This window comes from Hylemonella sp. P2_B10 (genome assembly GCF_056404875.1).
In genome coordinates this window covers 1-18,333 of record NZ_JBFUDE010000007.1, presented here as the reverse complement: position 1 = coordinate 18,333, position 18,333 = coordinate 1, and the positions used below count along the sequence as shown (strand labels likewise).

The following is an 18,333-nucleotide window of genomic DNA, read 5'->3' as shown; positions in this document are numbered from 1 at the left end:
GGGTGTGTCGGTGTTTACAACTGGCCGAGCTTTTGCAGCATCTGGTCAGAGGTCTGGATGGCCTTGGAGTTCAGCTCGTAGGCGCGCTGGGTCTGGATCATGGACACCAGCTCCTGCACCACGTTGACGTTGGAGGTTTCCACGAAACCCTGCATCAGCCCGCCCAGGCCGTTGAGGCCCGGCGTGCCGGTCTGCGGCGTGCCCGAGGCCACGGTTTCCGCGTACAGGTTGCCGCCCTTGGGCTCAAGGCCCGGCGGGTTGATGAAGTTGGCCAGCGTGATGGTGCCCACCGGCTGCGGCGCGGTGTTGCCGGGGATTTGGGCGCTGACCGTGCCGTCGCCAGAAATCGACACGCTGGTGGCGTTGGCCGGCAGCGTGATGCCGGTGGCCACCGGATAGCCGGCGGCGGTGACCAGCCGGCCCTGCGAATCCACCTGGAACGAGCCGTCGCGCGTGTAGCCGTTGGTGCCGTCGGGCAGCGTGACCGTGAAGAAGCCGTTGCCCTTGATGGCCACGTCCAGTTTGTTGGTGGTCTGCTGCAGGCTGCCTTGCGCGAATGAGCGGCTGGTGGCCACGGTGCGCACGCCCAGGCCGATCTGCAGGCCGGTGGGCAGCTGCGACTGTTCGGTGCTGTTGGCACCGACCTGGCGCAGGTTCTGGTAGATCAGGTCTTCGAACACCGCGTTGGCGCGTTTGAAGCCGTTGGTGGACACGTTGGCCAGGTTGTTGGAAATCACGTCCAGCTGGGTTTGCTGGGCTTCCATGCCGGTTTTGGAGATCCAGAGTGAGTTGATCATGGTGTGGGTTTCCCGTGGATGTCAGGGCATCAGCCTTGCACGCTGAGCAGTTGGCCGGCAGCGCGGTCGTTGGATTCGGCGGTCTGCAGCAGCCGCACATGGGTGTCGAACTGGCGGCCGGCCTGGATCATGTTGACCATGGTTTCCACCGCGCTGACGTTGGAGCCTTCCAGCACGCCGGTCTGCAGCCGTGCGTTGGGGTCGGATGTCAGCGGCTCGCCGCCGGTGGCGCGGAACAAGCCATCGGTGCCGCGCACGAACTTGTCTTCTGGCGTGGGCGTGACCATTTTCAGCTTGCCCAGCTGCGTTGGCGCCTGGCCGGTGATCTTGGCGGTGATGACGCCATCGTTGCCCAGCGACACCTGGGCGCCGTTGGGGACCTCGATGGTGCCGCCGCCTTCGTTCAGCACCGGCAGACCTCCGGGGCTGACCAGCGTGCCGGTGGTGGAGATCTCAAAGGCGCCGCTGCGGGTGTAGCCCTCGTTGCCGTCCAGCCCCTGCACAGCGAACCACGAGTTGCCGCGCGTCATCGCGTCCAGCGGACGGTCGGTGCGTTGCGGTGCGCCGGGGGTGTCGCGGTAGCCGGTGGTGGTCTCGGCGGAGAACACCCGGGTGGTGGCGCCGTCGCCGCGCAAAGGCACCGCCCGGTAGGCCGACAGCTCGGCGCGAAAGCCGTTGGTGGTGACGTTGGCCAGGTTGTTGGCCAGGATGGACTGCCGCTGCTCGGCGGTGCCGGCACCCGTCATTGCGGTGTAGATGATGCGGTCCATGGTGTCCTGGCTCCTGGCGTGCTAAGGGGTGTCTGCGCCTATCAGCGCAGGTTGACCAGCGTGGACAGCACCTGGTCTTCGGTCTTGATGGTCTGGGCGTTGGCCTGGTAGGCGCGTTGCGCGGTCATCATGTTGACCAGCTCGGCCGTCAGGTCCACGTTGGACTCTTCCAGCGCACCGGACTGCAGCTGGCCGAACTTGCCCTGGCCGGGCGAACCCTGGATAGGCTGGCCGGAGGCGAAGGTCTCGACCCAGTTGTTGCCGCCGATCGGGGTCAGGCCCTGCACATTGCGGAAATTGGCCAGCGACACCTGGCCGGCGGCCTGGGTCTGGCCGTTGGAGTAGCGCGCGGTGATGATGCCGTCGGTGCCGATCTTCACGCCGGTCAGCTCACCGGGGGCGTAGCCGTCCTGCGTCAGGTCGGAGACGGCGAACGAGGTGCCGTACTGCGTCACGTTGGTGATGTCCAGCGTGACCGGAAAGCTGCCGATGGCCGGATTGGGCGAGGTCAGCGTCAGCGTCTGTGTGGGCGTGGTGACGGCGGTGTCGAGCTTGCCGTTGATGTTGAAGTTCATCGTGAACACCGGCGCCGCGGTGGGGTCGGTGTAGACATCCCAGGTGTCCTGCGCGCTCTTGGAGAAGTACAGCGTCACCGGCACTTCCACACCCTGCGAATCGAACGCGGTGATGGAGGTGCCGTATTGGGTGATGGGCGTGGGCGGCGTGGCAGTGGCGGCGATGACGGCGCGGGCGTCGACGTTGAACTCGGCCTCCATCGTGGTGGTCTGCTTGGCGCCGATCGGGGCCGTGGTGGGCAGCTGCAGCGGCGCGGCGGTGAAGCTGGTGCGTATGCCGGCGGTGTCGGTGGGATAGCCCATGACCTTGGCGCCGCCGTTGGTGATGATGTTGCCCAGCTTGTCCAGTTTCAGGGTGCCGTCACGGGTGTAGGCGGTGGAGCCGTCGGGCATTTGCAGCTGCAGGAAGCCGGCGCCGTTGATGGCCACGTCCAGGTCGTTGCCGGTGATGGTGATGTTGCCCTGGCTGAACTGCTGCGACACGGCAGCGGTGGTCACACCGATGCCCGCCTGGTTGCTGCCGCCCGTGCCCAGCGAGGCGGCGACGATGTCAGCGAACTCGGCACGCGAGGCTTTCATGCCGGTGGTGTTGGCGTTGGCGATGTTGTTGCCGATCACGTCAAGGCTGCGGGTGGCGGCGTTGAGCCCGGAGAGTCCTTGTTGAAAGCTCATGGTGTGTCCTGTGGGTTGCGTTGGGTTGGAGGCTGAACCGGGTGAATCTGTTGGGGGGTGGCGCGGGCTTACAGCACCGCCGCCACCGAGCTGTAGGCCACGCTGCCATGGTTCTGGGTCTGCACCGACAAGGTGTTGTTGCTGGTGCTGACGGCCAGCACCTTGTCCAGCGTCAGCGTGCCGGCGTTGACGCTTTCGCCCTTGAGCTTGGCCGAGACCTGGAAGCTCAGCGTGCCCTTGCCGGTGTATTTGGTGGCGTCCCAGGTGAAGGCATGCTGGCCTTCGCCCAGGTCGCCCAGCTTGACGGTGTCGATGACCCGGCCGTCGGCCAGGATGTCCACGTTGACTGTGTCGGCGGGACCGGCCAGGTCGATGGCGCCGGCAGCCTTGCCGTCATTGATGACCAGGTCATTGCCCTGCACCAGCACGCTGTGGCCGACCATGGATGTGCCCTGGATCATCTGCATGCCCAGCAGCGTCTGGTTGGTCTTGGCCAGCTCGGTGACGGTGTTGATCTGCGCCATCTGGCTGGTCATCTGCGCGTTGTCCATGGGGTTCATGGGGTCCTGGTTGGCCAACTGCGCCACCAGCAGCTTCAGGAACCGGTCCTGTGCTTCGTTGGGGTCGCTGGCCGACAGCGAAGCGCTGGTGGTCTGGGTGGAGTTGCTGGTGGCGCCGACGGCGGTGGTGCTCATGGCTGTGTCTTTCTGGTTTATTGACCAAGCTGCAGGGTCTTGAGCAGCAGCGTCTTGGCGGTGTTCATGACCTCGACGTTGTTCTGGTACGAACGCGAGGCCGAGATCATGTTGACCATCTCTTCCACCGGGTTGACGTTGGAGTGCGTCACATAGCCCTGCGGGTCGGCGGCCGGGTTGGAGGGGTCGTAGACGCGCTTGCCGGGGTCGTTGTGCTCGACGATGGAACTCACCTTGACGCCAGCGGAGGCGTCCGAGCCCATGGCCACGGTCTGGAACACGACGTCGCGGCTCTTGTAGTAATTGCCGTCCGGGCCGGCCACGGCATCGGCGTTGGCCAGGTTGCTGGCCACCACGTTCAAACGCTTGGACTGCGCGCTGACGGCGCTGCCCGAGATGTTGAAGATAGAGAACATGGACATGGTGGTTGGCCTCCTGAAGTGTCAAGCCGCCGTTCACTGGCCCTGGATGGCGCTCAGCATGGTTTTGGCGTGGCCGTTGAGAAAACGCAGCGTGGCCTCATAGCGCACGGCGTTGTCGACGAAGTTGGCACGCTCGCGGTCCAGATCCACCGAGTTGCCGTCCATGGAGGGCTGCGTCTGCACGGTGTACGCCAGGTCGCCGGTGCTGACGCTGCTGCCGGGCAGCGTGGCCAGCGGGATGAAGCCGGGCTGGGCGCCGGTGCTGGCGGCTTGGGTGCCGGAGCCGGAGCCGGTGCTGGGCGCCAGGGCCAGCGAGGTGCGCTGCATGCCGCTGCCGCTGCTGGTGGAGGTGCCGGTGGCCTTGGCCAGGGCTTCCTTGAAGTCGAAATCGCGGCCGGCGTAGCCGGGCGTGTCCACGTTGGCGATGTTGCTGGCCAGCACGCGTTGGCGTTCGGCGCGCAGGACCAGGGCCTTCGATTGGAAGTCGAGCCCTTCGGTCATTTTTGCAAGCATGGAACACCTCAACTTTCGGTGGCCGCCAGGCACGGGTGCCAGGGGTCCAGGGGGGGTGTGGCAATTATGGGAAAAGCTTTAATTTTTTAACCCGCGAAAAGGCTGGCATTGCCCCCGCATTTCCGCCCGTGCGCAAGCTGCCGGATGCCTATAGTCGTTGAGCCTGCCCGGCTTTCGTTCCGCGCGGCACCCCTCTTTTCGGAACCGCCGTCATGCTCGCCTTCTTTTCCAGATTCCTGTCACGGCCGCTGGCCGTGCTGGCGCTGCTGGGCGCCGCGACCAGTGCTGGGGCGCAAACCGCCGAGCCGGAATTCGTGCACGGTGCGCGCCAGTGGCTGAACCAGGCCGTGGCCGGCCTCAACGCGTCGACGATTGCGCCATTGCGCATTGAAGTGAGCGTTGGCTCTCTGGACAGTCGCCTGCAATTGGCGCCCTGCGGCCGGGTGGAGCCCTACCTGCCGCCTGGCTCCAAGCTGTGGGGGCGCACCCGCATCGGCCTGCGGTGCCAGGACGGCACAGCCAAGTGGAACGTGTTTTTGCCGGTGACCGTCAAGGCGTACGGCAAGGCTTGGGTGGTCAAGGGCAATCTGCCCGGCGGTGCGATGCTGGGCCCGAACGACCTGATGCAGGCCGAAGTGGACTGGGCCGAAGACGCGGTGAATGCCGTGCTGGCCGACCCCAGCCAGTGGCTGGGCCAGACCACCACCCGGGCGCTGGTGACAGGCCAGGCGCTGCGCCAGGGCATGGTGCGGGCACCGCAGGTGTTCCCGGCTGGTGCCCAGGTGCGGGTGGTGGCTGCCGGCCCGGGTTTTGAGATCACCGCCGACGGTCAGGCCATGTCGGCCGGCGTGGTGGGCCAGCCGGCGCGGGTGCGCATGGACAATGGCCGCGTCATGTCGGGCATGGTGCTGGATACCCGTACAGTTAAACTGGAACTGTAACGGGAACTGTAAAAAGACGTTTAATCTGTCATGAAAGCCGAAATACCGCTCAAGTCAGCTCCCCCGGGGCCGATACAGAACGTACGAGGCTACGTCCAAAGTAGTTTTGGAGCATGACAATGAAGATCACAGGTCAACCCCCAGAGAAACAGGTAGGCGCGAGCCCGCCACCGGCTGCCGCCGCCAAGGCCAGCCAGAGTGCGGCCGCCGCTGCCCAGTCCAACGCCACCTCGGCCGGCGTCGCCGTGACCGTGTCCACCCAGGCACTTGCCCTGGATCGCCTGTCGGCCACCCAGGGCAGTGACAGCGAAGTGGACACCGCCAAGGTGGAGGCCGTGCGCACCGCCATCGAGCAAGGCACCTACCTGGTGAGCCCTGAGGCGATTGCCGACAAGCTGCTGGCCAACGCGCAAGAAATGTTCAACCGCACGCAGAACTGAAGCGCGCGTTTTTCACCTGAAAGAATCTTTTCATGCTTTCTCCCGCCGCTGACCAATTGCTGAGCAACGTGGAAGCCAGGCTGGAGGAAGTTGCGCGTGCCGTGGCCGGCAAGGATGCTGAAGGCCTGGCGCTTGCCTGCGCCGAGTTGCGCCACAGCATGCAGATGTGTTCCCATGGCTTGGCGCAGTTGGCGCCCAAGCAGCGGCAACTGGCCACCCTGCGCGTCAAGCGCATTCAAACCTTGCTGGGCAACCAGCGTGGCGGTGTCGCCCGCCAATCGGCCCGGGTGGAGCTGGCATTGCAGGCCATCATGCCGGCCTCGCGCAGCAGCACCTATGGCAATGCCAAGGGCCCCTATGGCACCGGTGTGACGCAGACCGGCGCCTTCAAGCTGCTGGCGGCCTGAGGCTGTCCTGCGCCTGCTGGCGCAAATGGTCTTCCCTTGAAATTCTTGAAAAGATGCCCTGGCGGTTCGCCAGGGGGCTCAGTGTGAGCGCATCTTTGCGCGCAGGCGCGCAATGGACTGGCTGTGCAGCTGGCACACACGCGATTCGGTGACGCCCAGCACCAGCGCGATTTCCTTCAGGTTCATGTCGTTTTCGTAGTACATGCTCATGATGTACTGCTCGCGCTCGGGCAGCGTCTTGATGGCTGCCACCAGTGACTCGCGCAGGCGCTGGTCGCGCAGCACGGCCATGGGGTCGGCGTCGGTGTCGGTGAGGTGGCGGTCCAGGAAGCTGTCTTCGCCGTCGCCATGCGCCGTCATGTCTTCCAGGTAGACCAGTTGGGTGCCTTGCACCTTGCCCAGCAGCGACTGGTAGTCAGCCAGGGTCATGCCCAGTTCGGCGGCGATCTCGGACTCCACCGGGCTGCGCCCCAGCTTGTGCTCCAGCCTGCGCAGCGCCTGTTCTATGGTTTTCTGGCTCTTGCGCGAGCCACGTGACATCCAGTCGTGTTCGCGCAGCTCGTCGATCATCGCGCCGCGTATGCGCTGGGTGGCGAAGGTCTCGAACTGCACCCCCTGGGCTGCCTCATAGCGCGTCAGCGCCTCGGACAAGCCGATCAGCCCGACCTGGATCAGGTCGTCCACCTGCACGTTGGGTGGCAGCTTGGCCATCATGTGGTGCGCCAGCCGGCGCACCAGCGGCGAATACTGGCGAATCAGCGCGTCGCGGTCGAGCTGGCCCTTCGCGGTGTACATCAATGGCCTCCCGCCAACCTTTCCAAACTGTCCCGCCTTTCCAGCCCGGCGCGCGCGCGCAGCCAGGGACCACGGGCCAGCGGCTCGCGCTGCGCTCGGGGGGTGCCAGCTTCCAGCAGGCGCAACGCCAGGCGTTCCAGGTCATCGGAATCGGTGTCGTCCACCATGCGGATCTGCATGGCGTCCAGTGGGCAGTCCAGGAATGTCATGGCACAGTCTTGCAGGCTTCTTCCCACCGCGGAAGGGGAGGGCGCCCGGCTTTGCGGGGAGTCGCTCTGCATGGAAACAATGGTAGGTTGAAGTTTGCCGATTAGCAACAATTGCTTGAGTGCATGGTAGGCAGACACCAGCGAAGCCGGTGTGGCCGCGGCGGTGATCACCGGCTGTATGCCGCTGCTGAGCAGCAGCGAGGACAGCGCCTGTGCCGAAGCATACACCGCGATGACGCTGTAGTGGTGCAGGTGCTGGCCCAGCTCCATCACCGGCAGCCCGGTGCCCCCGGCCTGGTGACACAGGCGGCGCAGGCCGCGCCGTGCCGGCAGGGTGCTCCAGGCGCTGCCATCCTGCGGCGAGCGCAGGCTGTGCCAGCCGCTGTCGTCCAGCAACTGGGCCAGGCCGGGTTGGTCACCGGTCTCGTCCTGGGTGCCATCGACCAAGGCCACCGGGTAGCCTTGGGCCGACAGGCGGGCGCACAGGCCGGCCAGCAGATGTCGCTCAAGTGCGTCATCGCCATGGGCCACCAGCGCCAGCACCCGGGGAGTGTTTTGCGCGGCAAACCGTTGCAGGCCGGAGCCTTGGTGGATGCTGTGGTCAAGCATAGTCATTGTGCGCGGCCGGGTGTTGCGGAATGGGTGGGGTGAAGAAGAAGCCCAGGTCGCTGGCCTTGGGGTCGTAGGCGGACTTGGCCGGCGCGCGCAGGGACAGGCGCACCAGCTTGGTGGCGTCGGCTTGCTCCCAATCCTCGGGCACGCGCTGGCCGGTGGTGATGCCGCGCAGTGTCAATTGGTGGCGTATCGCCGCATCGAGCACCGGGCCCAACTTCACCGCCTCGTCGGTCTTGGACAGGATGGCTTGCTGTATGCCGCTGGATTTGAAGCCGGCCACCACCTCGTCCAGCGTGTCGCCATGGCCGCCAGCATTGAGCACCTGCAGGCGGTTGACGCCCGGGATGTCCAGCACGTCCAGCATGTCGCGCTTGCGCGGGTCGCGCGGTGCCACACCGGTGGTGTCGATCAGCACCATCTTCTTGGACGACAGCAGGCCCAGCAGGTCCTGCAGCGCGGCGCGGTCATGCGCCAGATGGGCCACCACGCCCAGCATGCGGCCATAGGCACGCAATTGCTCGTGGGCGCCGATACGGTAGGTGTCCAGCGTGATCAGGCCAACCGAGTTGGAGCCATGGGTGCGGGCGCAGATGCCGGCCAGCTTGGCCGCGGTGGTGGTCTTGCCCACGCCGGTGGCCCCCACCAACGCGAACACGCCGCCCTCTTCCTGCAGCGGCATGGCATCGTGGTCGGTCTTCAGGTTGCGCTCCAGCACCTCGATCACCCAGTGCAGGGCCAGGGCCGGGTCGCTGGCCTCGGGCATGCGTTCCAGTATGGTGCGCACCAGCAGCGGCGAATAGCCAGCGCGTATCAGCTTAAGCATCAGGTTGGCCTGGATCGGGTTCTGGCGCGCCTGGCCCAGCCAGGTCAGCGTGTTGAAACGCTCCTCGATCAGGTCCTTGACGGCCTGCAGCTCGTTGACGATGCCCTTGGACAGATCGGGCGCGGGCTTGGCCGCCATGGGTTGTGCGGCGGGCCTGCGTGCCGGCTGCTGCTGTTGCGGTGCGCTGGCCGGTGCAGCGGCTGCGGGGGTTGCCGGCGCGCGCCTGGTGAAGGCGGCCTCCAGCAGGGGCTCCATGGCCTGGCGCTCCATCCCCTGGCGCGCGGGTGAGGGCTGCGCGGCTTGCTCGCCGCGTGCCTCGGCGCGCCGGCGCAGCATGCGTTCGCGCACATAGTCCTGGAACGACAGGGTGCTCATGGCCAGGTCGCGCGCGTCGTCGCCGGCACCGCCCGTGCTGGCATTGAAGCTGCTGCCCATGCTGCTCTCCATGTCTCTGCTGGCGGGCTTGGGGTTGACCATGATGGGCTTGCCGCGTGACGGTGGCGCGGCGCGCGGGGGAGCCACTTCCTTGGCGGCGGCGTCCAACTCGGCCAGGCTGTCCTCGGCGGTGGCCACCACCTCGATGCCGCCGGTGGTGGGGCGGTTGGACAGGATCAGCGTGTTGTCGCCGAAGGCCATGCGGGCCTTGGCCAGCGCCTCACGTGAGGTGGGGGCTACAAAGCGTTGGATGTTCATGGTAAGGCTCCTCGCAGGATGGGCCCGATGCGGATGGTGTGGGTTTCAGGAATTTCGCTGTGCGCCAGCACCTGCAGGCGTGGCGCCACACGGCGCAGCAGGCGGGCGATGGCGCCGCGTATGGCGTCGGGCACCAGCAGGCAGGCCGGCACACCGGTTTCCTCCTGCTTCATGGCGACGTCGGCGGCGGTGCGGCTCAGCATGTCGGCCACACCGGGGTCCAGCGCCGGGCCACCGGCCCCGCCCAGGGCCTGCACCAGCAGGCGCTCCAGCGGCGGGTCGATGGCGATGACGTTGAGTTCGCGTGCCGGCCCGTAGATCTGCTGCACGATGGCCGGCGACAGCGCGATGCGCACGCGCCGGGCCAGTTCGGCCGGGTCGGTGACGGTGGCGGCGTGTTCGGCCAGGGATTCGATGATGGTGCGGATGTCGCGGATGTGCACCGACTCTTCCAGCAGCAGCTGCAGCACCTTCTGGAAGATGGCGATGGTGACCATCTTGGGCACGACTTCCTCTATCAGTTTGGGCGCCAGTTTGGCCACATGTTCCACCAGTTGCTGGGTCTCGGTGCGGCTCAACAATTTGGCCGCCTGGACTTGCATCAAGTGTGACAAATGGGTGGCCATCACGGTCTCGGAATCAACGACGGTAAAGCCGGCCATTTGCGCGGCCTCTTTCTGGCGCTCGTCAATCCAGTGCGCCGGCAGGCCGAAGGCCGGGTCGGTGGTGGGTGTGCCGATCAGCGGCGTAGTGATGCCACCAGGGTTGATGGCCAGGTACAGGCCGGGAAAGGCCTCGCCCTCGCCGACGATGACGCCGCGCAGCGTGATGCGGTAGCCGCTGGGCTTGAGCTCCAGGTTGTCGCGCACATGCACAGCCGGTGGCAGGAAACCCACCTCCTGCGCGAACTTGCGGCGCACGCCCTTGATACGCGTCAGCAGGTCGCCCTGGCGGTTCTTGTCCACCAGCGTGATCAGGCGGTAGCCCAGTTCCAGGCCCAATTGGTCCACCGGCTGCAGGTCGTCCCAGCTGGCTTCGCCATCGTTGCCGGCGGCCACGGCGGGTTTGGGTTCCTCAGGTGGCGGCTTGTGGGCCAGCATCCATGCGCCGTAGCCAATCACCGCTGCAATCGACAGGAACACCAGGTGCGGCATGCCCGGAATCAGGCCCAGCACGGCCATGATGATGGCGGTGAGGCCCAGCACCTTGGGTGAGACGAACATCTGGTGCACGATCTGCTTGCCGATGTCGTGGTCCTTGCCCACGCGCGACACCACCATGGCGGCGGCCACCGAGATCAGCAGGCCCGGCACCTGTGCCACCAGGGCGTCACCGACGGCCAGCAGGATGTAGGAGTCGGCTGCCTGGCCCAGGCTGAGGTTGTGTTGCAGCACGCCGACGGCAAAGCCGCCAATCAGGTTGATCAGCAGGATCAGGATGCCGGCGACGGCGTCGCCGCGCACAAACTTGGAGGCACCGTCCATGGAGCCGAAGAAGTCGGCTTCTTCGGCCACCTCGGCACGGCGGCGTTTGGCTTCTTTTTCGTCGATGGTGCCGGCGTTCAGGTCGGCGTCCACCGCCATCTGCTTGCCAGGCATGGCGTCCAGCGCAAAGCGCGCCGACACCTCGGCGATGCGCTCGGCACCCTTGGTGACCACCACGAAGTTGATCACCACCAGGATGGCGAACACGATCAGGCCGACAGCGAAGTTGCCGCCGATCAGGAAGTGGCCGAAGGCCTCGATCACCGAGCCGGCGGCGCCGGCGCCGGTGTGGCCTTCCAGCAGCACCACCCGGGTGGAGGCCACGTTCAGCGACAGGCGCAGCAAGGTGGTCAGCAGCAGCACCGAGGGGAAGGCGGCGAAATCCAGTGGGCGGATCATATAGGCCGCCACCATCATCACCATCAGCGCGATGGAGATGTTCATGGTGAAGAAGATGTCCAGCACCCACGGTGGCAGTGGCAGCACCATCATGGAGAGGATGACCACCACCAGAATGGGCGCGGCGGCGCCCTGCATCACGTTGGCGTTGCTGCCAAACCAGTGCTGGAAGGACTTCAGGCGTTCGTTCATGCGGTGGCTCCGGCTTCAGCCTTGGACAGCGGGTCCAGTTCGGGCGGCACCACCGGTTGTGGTGGTTCGCCGGGCATCACCCCCTCGCCGCGCAGCGCGGCCCTCAGGCGGTACACATAAGCCAGTACCTGGGCGACGGCGGTGTACAGGCTGGAGGGAATGTCGCGGTCCAGTTCGGCGTTGGCGTACAGCGCGCGCGCCAGCATGGGCGACTGCAGCACCGGGATGTCGTGGTTCTTGGCGATCTCGCGGATCTTCATGGCCAGCAGGTCGGTGCCCTTGGAGATCACGCGCGGCGCGGCCATGCGGTGCTCGTCGTACTGGATGGCGACGGCGTAGTGGGTGGGGTTCATCAGCACGAAGTCGGCCTTGGGCACGGCGGTCACGCTGTTGCGCTGGGCCAGTTCGCGCTGACGCTGGCGCATCTTGCCCTTGACCTGCGGGTTGCCTTCGGACTCCTTGTGCTCCTGCTTGACTTCCTGGTGCGTCATCTTCAGCCGTGATTTGTGCAGAAAGGTCTGCAGCGGCACGTCCACCAGCGCCACCAGCAGCACCACGCCCAGCATCAGGCCCAGGCCGGTGACCAGCCAGTCGTTCATGGTGCGTATGGCCGACGCCGACGGCTGCAGCACCAGCATGGACATCTTGGGCAGGCCGGCGCGCAGGAACCAGCTGGCCACCCCCACCAGCACGATGGTGATGAACAGCAGCTTCAGGGTTTCGGTCAGCTTCTCCTTGCTGAACAGGCGGCCCAGACCCGCCAGGGGGTTCAGGCGGCTGAAGTCAGGCATCAGCGGCTTGGTGCTGAGCACCCAGCCCCCCACGGCCACGCTGCTCAGCATGACCGACAGCATCACGATGCCGGCAAACATCACGCAACCGACCAGGCCCACCAGTGACATGCTGCCCAGGCGGCTCAGCATGTCGCCTTCCTGGTGGATGGTGGCGGCGTTGAAGGCCAGTTGTTGGCCCATATGCAGCTTGAATTGCTCGAACAGGGTGGGCGCCAGCGCCAGCAGGGCCAGCGCGCCGGAGCCCAGCACAGCCAGGTGCGACAGGTCGGTGGAACGGGTAACCTGCCCGTCCTCGCGCGCTTTCCTGAGCTTGCGCTCTGACGCCGGTAGACGTCTGTCCTGACTGCTGGATTCCATGACGGTGGGGCCTGAGTGTTCCCACGATTGTCCCGGGCAGGCACCAAAACTAAAGGGTGAAAAGGCGGTGTTTCACCGACTTATTCACCCTGGTCGTCCTCAGCGAGGAGTAACTTGGCAGATTCAAATTCCCGCCGGGCCGCCCCCAAGGGAATTTGCGGCCCCCTTGGGGGGCAGGACGGATACGCAGTGCCGGACGTGGGGGCCTAAAACCCTAGGCTGGCAAGCAGGTCATCCACCTGAGACTGGTCAGTCACCACATCGGTGTTGCCTTCGGGGTTGACCACCGGTCCGGCCAGCGCTGGCTTGTATTCCGGCGCGGCCGCGGCGGCGGCTGCCGCTGTCTTGGCGGCGCTGGGCGGCGCGGTTTCTATCAGCAACTGCACCAGCTGCTCTTCGATGGTGGCCGCCAGGTTGACCACGCGGGCAATCACCTGCCCGGTCAGATCATGGAAATCCTGCGCCATCATGATCTCGGTCAGATGCTGGTCGATCTCCTTGGTGGCCTGTTCGACGTCGGTGACGAAGTTCATCACGTGGCCCTTGGCCACGGCGGCCACCGGGTCCTTGACGATCAGCGCTGCCAGCCGACGCGTTTCAGCGGCGATGTGGTCGTGCTGGGCCTTGGCCTGGTCAACCCGGTTCAGCACCTTCTCGGCGGCCTCGCCGGTCAGGCGGGCGATGTAGGTCAGGCGGCTTTTGGCGTCGGGCAGTTCGCTGGCCGTGCCCTGCAGCTTTTCGGTCAGGCCCAGGCCGGACAGTGAGTCGTGCAGCTGGCGTGTCAGGACACCGATCTTGTGGTGAATCTCCGGTGGCGTGGTGCCGACCTCGGAGGGAGCGAGATCAGCGGACATTACTGCAACCCCATCTTCTTCAGGATGTTGGTCACCTTGTCCTCCAGCGTGGCTTTGGTGAAGGGTTTGACGATGTAGCCGGCCGCGCCTTGCTGGGCGGCCAGCACGATGTCTTCCTTGCGCGCCTCGGCCGTCACCATCAACACCGGCAGGTGTTTGAGCTTGTCGTCCTTCTTGATCTCGGCCAGCAGCTGGAAACCGGTCATGTTGGGCATGTTGATGTCGCTGACGACGAAGTCGAACTTGCCGTTGCGCAGCTTGTGCAGGGCCACCACGCCGTCTTCGGCCTCGTCGGCGTCGGTGAAACCGCTCTCCTTCAACAGGTTGCGCACGATGCGGCGCATGGTGGAGAAGTCGTCAACGATCAGGAATCGCAGGTCAGACATGGGTGACCCTTTCAAAGGCAAATGGCGAAATTATGGCAAGTATGTACGAAGTCATGGTCCGGGATTACCGTTTTGCCTCTGGGGTGGCCGGTGGGGCTTCGGGCGCCGGGGTTTCACCCGGCACCACCGGCGTGCGCCTGCTGCCCGCCAGCCGCTCCTCGGCTTCATGCGTCATGACAATGATACTGATTCTTCGGTTGGTGGGGTTCAGGGGGTCTTGCGGCACCAGCAGGTTGCTGGAAGCCAGCCCCGTCACCCGCGCCAGCTTGTCGTCGGGCATGCCGGCGGCGGCCAGCTCGCGCCGCGAGGCGTTGGCCCGGTCGGCTGACAGTTCCCAGTTGCTATAGCCGCGCTCGCCATTGCCATAGGGCTGGGCATCGGTATGGCCATCCAGGCTGATCTTGTTGTCCACGTTGGCCAGTGCGGCGCCGATTTCGCGCAGGATGTCGCGCATGTAGGGCTTGACCAGCGCGCTGCCGCTGTCAAACATGGGGCGGTTCTTGTCGTCGACGATGGAGATTTGCAGGCCATCGGGTGTGGTTTCCAGCCGGATCTGCGAGCTGAATTCTGCCAACCGGGGGTTGTTGGAAATGATGGAAGCGATCTTTTCGCTCAGTGCGGCCATTTTCTTGGCGTCCTGCTTGGCCTGCTCGGCCTTCGCCGCATCGGTCAGCATCTTGCGCTTGACCGGGTCGTCACCCTCGCCGCGGCGGGCCTGGCCGCTGGCGCGCGTCAGGTCCTGGCCGCCGCCCTGGATCACGGAATTGCTGGCACCGGCGCCGGTGCCACCGGACAGTGCCACCTTCAGCGGTGCGCTGAAGTAGTCGGACAGGCCTTTTTTGTCACCCTCGGTGGTGGAGCCCAGCAGCCACATCAGCAGGAAGAACGCCATCATGGCGGTCACGAAGTCGGCATAGGCGATCTTCCAGGCGCCGCCGTGCACAGCGTGCCCGCCCTTCTTGACCTTCTTGACGATGATGGGCTGCAGCTTCTTGGAATCAGCCATGTCAGCCTTTCAATGCGTTCGCGTTCAAGACGCCATTGTCTCGTCTGGCGTCACTTCTTGCCACGCACGTGGCTTTCCAGCTCCGTGAAGGTGGGGCGTTCGGTGGAGAACAGCACCTTGCGGCCAAATTCGATTGCGGTGGACGGGTTGTAGCCCTGCATGCTGGCCAGCAACGTGGTCTTGATGCATTGCAACTCCTTGGCGCTGTCTTCAGACTTCTGCTCCAGCAGGCCGCCCAGCGGCTCCACCACGCCATAGGCCAGCAAAATGCCCAGGAAGGTGCCCACCAGTGCCGAGGCGATCATGCCACCCAGCACGGCCGGCGGTTGGCCCACCGAGCCCATGGTGTTGACCACACCCAGCACGGCCGCCACGATGCCGAAGGCCGGCAGCGCGCCGGCCAGACGGGCGATGGCCGCCACCGGGCCGTGGGCTTCCTGATGGTGGGTTTCGATTTCGCTGTCCATCAGCGACTCGATCTCGTGCGCATTCAGATTGCCCGACACCATCATGCGCAGGTAGTCGGTCATGAATTCCACCACGTGGTGGTCGCTGCCGACGGCGCCGTATTTCTTGAAGATGGGGGATTCGTGCGGCGCCTCGACGTCCTTTTCAATCGCCATCAGGCCCTCTTTGCGGGCCTTTTGCAGGATGTCGTAGAGCAGCGCCATCAACTCCAGGTAGCGTTCCTTGGTGTAGATGGAGCCTTTCAGTGCCTGCGGGATCAGCTTGATGGTGGCTTTCAACACCTTGGGCTGGTTGTTGACCACGAAAGCGCCCAGCGCGCCGCCGAAGATGGTGATCAGCTCGAACGGCAGGGCAGTCAGGATGACGCCGATATTGCCGCCGTGGACAATATAGACGCCAAAGATGCAGCCCATGGCGACGACGTAACCAACGATGACCATCATGGCGTTTGGGCTTCCAGCGGTTTGTCCACGGAGGGTTGCGGCGCGCAGGCCGAGGGTTGCACTGAATTTATTCTATTGGATTAAATTGCCGTAACATAAAAAGAAATGGGCCGTGATCGCGGCCCATTCGGTAGGGTTTGGCGGGATTTCCCGACGCGGGGCCCTGCTCAGTGCAGCAGGATGCCGCCCGCCTGGGCACCTTTGCCAGCGCGTGCCGGTGGCTCGCACAGGCCGCAAACGAAGTGGCGCGCGTTCTCATACGGCTCGGTGACGAAGTGGCCGCCGCACTTGGAACAGCGCGTCATGGCCAGCATCTGGTTGTCAATGAATTTCACCAGACGCCAGGCCCGGGTCACCGACAGCAGGGGTTCGACGCCGCAGGCGGTGATCTGCTCGCTGTACAGGCTGAAGGCCTTCATCACGGCGTCGATGTCGTCCAGCGCGGTGACTTTCGTCAGGTACTCGTAGGTGTTGAGGAACAGCGAGGCATGGATATTGGGCTGCCAGGTCAGGAACCAGTCGGTGGAAAACGGCAGCTGCCCCTTGGACGGTGAGCGCCCCGCCACTTCCTTGTACAGGCGCAGCAGGCGCTCGTAGGACAGCTCGGTCTCGCTCTCCAGCACCTGCAGGCGCGCGCCCAGGCGTATCAGGGCCACGGCCCGCTCGATCTGCTTGGACTCGTTCAAAACGCTCTTGGCTGCCATGGCTGTCTCCGGATACTGGTTATGTCTATGTGCTGGAAAGTCGTCAGGCCGGGCTCACATGGCCTCGGCGAAACGGCCCGCCATCAGGATGCTGGCGTGCAGCTTGGCAGTGGCGTCGTTGTCGACCTTGCGCTGGCTGTGGTTGGTCAGCAGGCCCCAGACGGATTCGTCGTCCATGCGGAACTTGCACAACAGCTTGTTGGTGGAAGCGATCTTCAGCAATTGCGCTGGCGACAACAGGGCGATCAACCTGGCGGCTTCTTCCGACATGCCCAGGCGGAACTGGGCTTGTGCGCGGTCGGCGCGTATCAGGTTCTGCGCCAGCATCAGGTAGGTCAGGTTGGCCTCGCGGATTTCGGTTGCCATCTGTTCACTGTCCATGCCGTGCTCCTTGCTGGTATCTGTTGGCACCCATATCAGGTGCGTTGGGGTGATTCTGGGCGTGAGGGGGCGCGGCTTGAATCGGTGAATCGCTGCGCCGGCTGTCATCTTGTCCCACGCGCGGTGTCAGCGAAATTCCTACACGCCGTGTACGGGCGCGTCAAAATGGCGGGTAAGCCTGTGCCAATTGACCGGTTTCATGCCGGGGTGCTCCACTATCCTTGGAGGCTGCCACGACACGACTCCACCGATCATGCATTTGTGTGATGCCGCCATGACCGATGCCGCTCCCCTGCCAACCCCGCCGCCCGAGGCGGTGGAGGCGTTGCTGGAGCAGGCCATCACGGCGCACCGGGAGTTGCGCTTCGAGCAGGCGCGCACGCTCTACGAGGACATCCTGGCGCAGCAGCCGCGCCATGCCGACGCGCAGCACAACCTGGGCGTTCTGCTGGCGGTGCAGTTGCTGCAAGCCAAGCAGGCGTTGCCGCATTTCGAGGCGGCGCTGGACGCCGACCCCACGCGTGGGCAGTTCTGGTTCAGCTACCTGGATGCCTTGATCCGGGCCGAGCAGGCGCAGGCGGTAGCCCCGCTGCTGCCGCTGGCGCGCCAGTTTGGCCTGCAGGAATCACTGATCAACGCCTTGCTGGAGCGCTTGCCGCCGGACTCGCCAGCGCCACCTTCGGCGCCGGTGCCGGTGCTGGATGACGAGGCACAGAAGCAGGCCTTGGTGGAATTTTTTCGGCGACGCGACTATGCCGGCGGCGAACAGTTGGCCCGGGCCTGGATCGCGCGCGAACCCGATGCGGGCTTCCCCTGGAAGGCCTTGGGCACCATGCTGCAGCCGCAGGGCAGGCTGGACGAAGCACTGGCCGTCAAGCAACGCGCGGCCGAATTGCTGCCCGACGACGCCGAAGCGCAGAACAACCTGGCCCGCGCACTGCTGGAGGTCGACCGGGTGGACGAGGCCGAGCCGTTGTTGCGCCGCGCCGTGGCCCTGAGCCCCGGCTATGCCGAGGCACACAGCAACCTGGGGCGGGCGTTGGCCGCACAGGGCCGGGTGCACGATGCGCTGGCCAGTTTGAAGCGGGCCATTGCCTTGGCGCCGGACCTGGTCGCGGCCTACAACAACCTCAGTGGTGCGCTCACCGGGCTGGGGCGGCTTGACGAGGCGCTGGTGGCGCTGCGCAAGGCGCTGGCGCTGCAGCCCGACAACCACAGTGTGGTCGACAACCTGTTGTTTGCGCTGAACTACGACGCCGACAAGAGCGCACAGGAGATCTTCGAGGCGTACCAGGAGTACGAGAGGCGCTTCGGCGAGCCCTTGCGCAAGGAATGGCAGCCCCACGGCAATGCGCCGCTGGCCGGGCGGCGCTTGAAAGTGGGCTACGTCTCCCCCGACTTTCGCAACCACGCCTGCCGCTACTTCCTGGAGCCCCTGGTGGGCAACCACGACCCGCAGCGCGTGGAAATCTATGCCTACGCCGAACTGGCCGAACTG

Annotated in this window: 21 protein-coding genes; 4 read left to right on the top strand and 17 right to left on the bottom strand. The window is 65.3% G+C overall.

The features are described 5' to 3' along the window. Positions 1–14: 14 nt before the first annotated feature. From flgG to flgB, 6 genes are all read right to left on the bottom strand, one after another. Positions 15–797 (bottom strand): flagellar basal-body rod protein FlgG, encoded by a 783-nt coding sequence (gene flgG, locus AC1DX2_RS24570; protein ID WP_477199071.1) that lies wholly within the window; start codon positions 795–797, stop codon positions 15–17. Positions 798–826: 29 nt separating this feature from the next. Further along, the gene (locus AC1DX2_RS24565; protein WP_477199070.1) at positions 827–1,567 is read right to left on the bottom strand and encodes a flagellar basal body rod protein FlgF; all 741 of its coding nucleotides are present in this window, start codon (positions 1,565–1,567) and stop codon (positions 827–829) included. Between the two features lie 41 nt (positions 1,568–1,608). Beyond that, positions 1,609–2,814 (bottom strand): flagellar hook protein FlgE, encoded by a 1,206-nt coding sequence (flgE, locus tag AC1DX2_RS24560; protein ID WP_477199069.1) that lies wholly within the window; start codon positions 2,812–2,814, stop codon positions 1,609–1,611. 68 nt (positions 2,815–2,882) lie between these two features. Then, positions 2,883–3,509 (bottom strand): flagellar hook assembly protein FlgD, encoded by a 627-nt coding sequence (locus tag AC1DX2_RS24555; RefSeq protein ID WP_477199068.1) that lies wholly within the window; start codon positions 3,507–3,509, stop codon positions 2,883–2,885. 17 nt (positions 3,510–3,526) lie between these two features. Continuing rightward, positions 3,527–3,931, bottom strand: coding sequence for a flagellar basal body rod protein FlgC (flgC, locus tag AC1DX2_RS24550; RefSeq protein WP_477199067.1), 405 nt, complete (start codon positions 3,929–3,931; stop codon positions 3,527–3,529). A 33-nt stretch (positions 3,932–3,964) separates the two neighbouring features. Next, positions 3,965–4,444, bottom strand: coding sequence for a flagellar basal body rod protein FlgB (gene flgB, locus AC1DX2_RS24545; protein WP_477199066.1), 480 nt, complete (start codon positions 4,442–4,444; stop codon positions 3,965–3,967). 212 nt (positions 4,445–4,656) lie between these two features. On the opposite strand from flgB, the gene flgA reads away from it, so the two are divergent. The 3 genes from flgA (at position 4,657) to AC1DX2_RS24530 (ending at position 6,232) form a co-directional block, all read left to right on the top strand. Beyond that, positions 4,657–5,385 (top strand): flagellar basal body P-ring formation chaperone FlgA, encoded by a 729-nt coding sequence (gene flgA, locus AC1DX2_RS24540; RefSeq protein ID WP_477199065.1) that lies wholly within the window; start codon positions 4,657–4,659, stop codon positions 5,383–5,385. A gap of 119 nt (positions 5,386–5,504) precedes the next feature. Further along, a complete protein-coding gene (gene flgM / locus AC1DX2_RS24535) occupies positions 5,505–5,825 on the top strand; it encodes a flagellar biosynthesis anti-sigma factor FlgM (RefSeq protein WP_477199064.1) in 321 nt (106 codons plus the stop codon). Between the two features lie 32 nt (positions 5,826–5,857). Next, a complete protein-coding gene (locus tag AC1DX2_RS24530; RefSeq protein ID WP_477199063.1) occupies positions 5,858–6,232 on the top strand; it encodes a hypothetical protein in 375 nt (124 codons plus the stop codon). 78 nt (positions 6,233–6,310) lie between these two features. Here the strand turns inward: AC1DX2_RS24530 and AC1DX2_RS24525 are convergent, their stop codons facing one another. From AC1DX2_RS24525 to flhD, 11 genes are all read right to left on the bottom strand, one after another. Then, complete coding sequence (locus AC1DX2_RS24525; protein ID WP_477199062.1) at positions 6,311–7,027, bottom strand: RNA polymerase sigma factor FliA; 717 nt, start codon at positions 7,025–7,027, stop codon at positions 6,311–6,313. After that, a complete protein-coding gene (locus AC1DX2_RS24520; protein WP_477199061.1) occupies positions 7,027–7,851 on the bottom strand; it encodes a hypothetical protein in 825 nt (274 codons plus the stop codon). The genes AC1DX2_RS24525 and AC1DX2_RS24520 overlap by 1 nt, the downstream gene beginning before the upstream one ends. Further along, the gene (gene flhF / locus AC1DX2_RS24515) at positions 7,838–9,367 is read right to left on the bottom strand and encodes a flagellar biosynthesis protein FlhF (protein ID WP_477199060.1); all 1,530 of its coding nucleotides are present in this window, start codon (positions 9,365–9,367) and stop codon (positions 7,838–7,840) included. The genes AC1DX2_RS24520 and flhF overlap by 14 nt, the downstream gene beginning before the upstream one ends. Next, positions 9,364–11,442 carry a flagellar biosynthesis protein FlhA gene (gene flhA, locus AC1DX2_RS24510; RefSeq protein WP_477199059.1) on the bottom strand — a complete coding sequence of 693 codons (2,079 nt, stop codon included), beginning with the start codon at positions 11,440–11,442 and terminating at the stop codon, positions 9,364–9,366. Before flhA ends, flhF begins: the two co-directional genes overlap by 4 nt. After that, complete coding sequence (flhB, locus tag AC1DX2_RS24505) at positions 11,439–12,593, bottom strand: flagellar biosynthesis protein FlhB (protein ID WP_477199058.1); 1,155 nt, start codon at positions 12,591–12,593, stop codon at positions 11,439–11,441. Before flhB ends, flhA begins: the two co-directional genes overlap by 4 nt. Positions 12,594–12,799: 206 nt before the next feature. After that, positions 12,800–13,447 carry a protein phosphatase CheZ gene (locus AC1DX2_RS24500; RefSeq protein WP_477199057.1) on the bottom strand — a complete coding sequence of 216 codons (648 nt, stop codon included), beginning with the start codon at positions 13,445–13,447 and terminating at the stop codon, positions 12,800–12,802. Beyond that, positions 13,447–13,833, bottom strand: a complete 387-nt coding sequence (cheY, locus tag AC1DX2_RS24495; protein WP_477199056.1) for a chemotaxis response regulator CheY — start codon at positions 13,831–13,833, stop codon at positions 13,447–13,449. The genes AC1DX2_RS24500 and cheY overlap by 1 nt, the downstream gene beginning before the upstream one ends. A 64-nt stretch (positions 13,834–13,897) precedes the next feature. Beyond that, the gene (motB, locus tag AC1DX2_RS24490; protein WP_477199055.1) at positions 13,898–14,839 is read right to left on the bottom strand and encodes a flagellar motor protein MotB; all 942 of its coding nucleotides are present in this window, start codon (positions 14,837–14,839) and stop codon (positions 13,898–13,900) included. Between the two features lie 50 nt (positions 14,840–14,889). After that, positions 14,890–15,750: a flagellar motor stator protein MotA gene (gene motA, locus AC1DX2_RS24485; RefSeq protein WP_477199054.1), complete on the bottom strand. Its 861-nt coding sequence runs from the start codon at positions 15,748–15,750 to the stop codon at positions 14,890–14,892. A gap of 167 nt (positions 15,751–15,917) precedes the next feature. Continuing rightward, positions 15,918–16,454: a flagellar transcriptional regulator FlhC gene (gene flhC, locus AC1DX2_RS24480; RefSeq protein WP_477199053.1), complete on the bottom strand. Its 537-nt coding sequence runs from the start codon at positions 16,452–16,454 to the stop codon at positions 15,918–15,920. Between the two features lie 54 nt (positions 16,455–16,508). Next, positions 16,509–16,835 carry a flagellar transcriptional regulator FlhD gene (gene flhD, locus AC1DX2_RS24475; protein WP_477199052.1) on the bottom strand — a complete coding sequence of 109 codons (327 nt, stop codon included), beginning with the start codon at positions 16,833–16,835 and terminating at the stop codon, positions 16,509–16,511. A 274-nt stretch (positions 16,836–17,109) separates the two neighbouring features. Here flhD and AC1DX2_RS24470 point away from each other — a divergent pair. Continuing rightward, on the top strand, positions 17,110–18,333 hold a 1,224-nt coding region (locus AC1DX2_RS24470), incomplete at its 3' end, for a tetratricopeptide repeat protein (RefSeq protein ID WP_477199051.1).

Excerpts from the sequence above, each read along its gene's own strand:
- flgG (WP_477199071.1), bottom strand. The coding sequence starts at position 797 with ATGATCAACTCACTCTGGATCTCCAAAACCGGCATGGAAGCCCAGCAA.
- AC1DX2_RS24565 (WP_477199070.1), bottom strand. The coding sequence starts at position 1,567 with ATGGACCGCATCATCTACACCGCAATGACGGGTGCCGGCACCGCCGAG.
- flgE (WP_477199069.1), bottom strand. The coding sequence starts at position 2,814 with ATGAGCTTTCAACAAGGACTCTCCGGGCTCAACGCCGCCACCCGCAGC.
- AC1DX2_RS24555 (WP_477199068.1), bottom strand. The coding sequence starts at position 3,509 with ATGAGCACCACCGCCGTCGGCGCCACCAGCAACTCCACCCAGACCACC.
- flgC (WP_477199067.1), bottom strand. The coding sequence starts at position 3,931 with ATGTCCATGTTCTCTATCTTCAACATCTCGGGCAGCGCCGTCAGCGCG.
- flgB (WP_477199066.1), bottom strand. The coding sequence starts at position 4,444 with ATGCTTGCAAAAATGACCGAAGGGCTCGACTTCCAATCGAAGGCCCTG.
- flgA (WP_477199065.1), top strand. The coding sequence starts at position 4,657 with ATGCTCGCCTTCTTTTCCAGATTCCTGTCACGGCCGCTGGCCGTGCTG.
- flgM (WP_477199064.1), top strand. The coding sequence starts at position 5,505 with ATGAAGATCACAGGTCAACCCCCAGAGAAACAGGTAGGCGCGAGCCCG.
- AC1DX2_RS24530 (WP_477199063.1), top strand. The coding sequence starts at position 5,858 with ATGCTTTCTCCCGCCGCTGACCAATTGCTGAGCAACGTGGAAGCCAGG.
- AC1DX2_RS24525 (WP_477199062.1), bottom strand. The coding sequence starts at position 7,027 with ATGTACACCGCGAAGGGCCAGCTCGACCGCGACGCGCTGATTCGCCAG.
- AC1DX2_RS24520 (WP_477199061.1), bottom strand. The coding sequence starts at position 7,851 with ATGACTATGCTTGACCACAGCATCCACCAAGGCTCCGGCCTGCAACGG.
- flhF (WP_477199060.1), bottom strand. The coding sequence starts at position 9,367 with ATGAACATCCAACGCTTTGTAGCCCCCACCTCACGTGAGGCGCTGGCC.
- flhA (WP_477199059.1), bottom strand. The coding sequence starts at position 11,442 with ATGAACGAACGCCTGAAGTCCTTCCAGCACTGGTTTGGCAGCAACGCC.
- flhB (WP_477199058.1), bottom strand. The coding sequence starts at position 12,593 with ATGGAATCCAGCAGTCAGGACAGACGTCTACCGGCGTCAGAGCGCAAG.
- AC1DX2_RS24500 (WP_477199057.1), bottom strand. The coding sequence starts at position 13,447 with ATGTCCGCTGATCTCGCTCCCTCCGAGGTCGGCACCACGCCACCGGAG.
- cheY (WP_477199056.1), bottom strand. The coding sequence starts at position 13,833 with ATGTCTGACCTGCGATTCCTGATCGTTGACGACTTCTCCACCATGCGC.
- motB (WP_477199055.1), bottom strand. The coding sequence starts at position 14,839 with ATGGCTGATTCCAAGAAGCTGCAGCCCATCATCGTCAAGAAGGTCAAG.
- motA (WP_477199054.1), bottom strand. The coding sequence starts at position 15,750 with ATGATGGTCATCGTTGGTTACGTCGTCGCCATGGGCTGCATCTTTGGC.
- flhC (WP_477199053.1), bottom strand. The coding sequence starts at position 16,454 with ATGGCAGCCAAGAGCGTTTTGAACGAGTCCAAGCAGATCGAGCGGGCC.
- flhD (WP_477199052.1), bottom strand. The coding sequence starts at position 16,835 with ATGGACAGTGAACAGATGGCAACCGAAATCCGCGAGGCCAACCTGACC.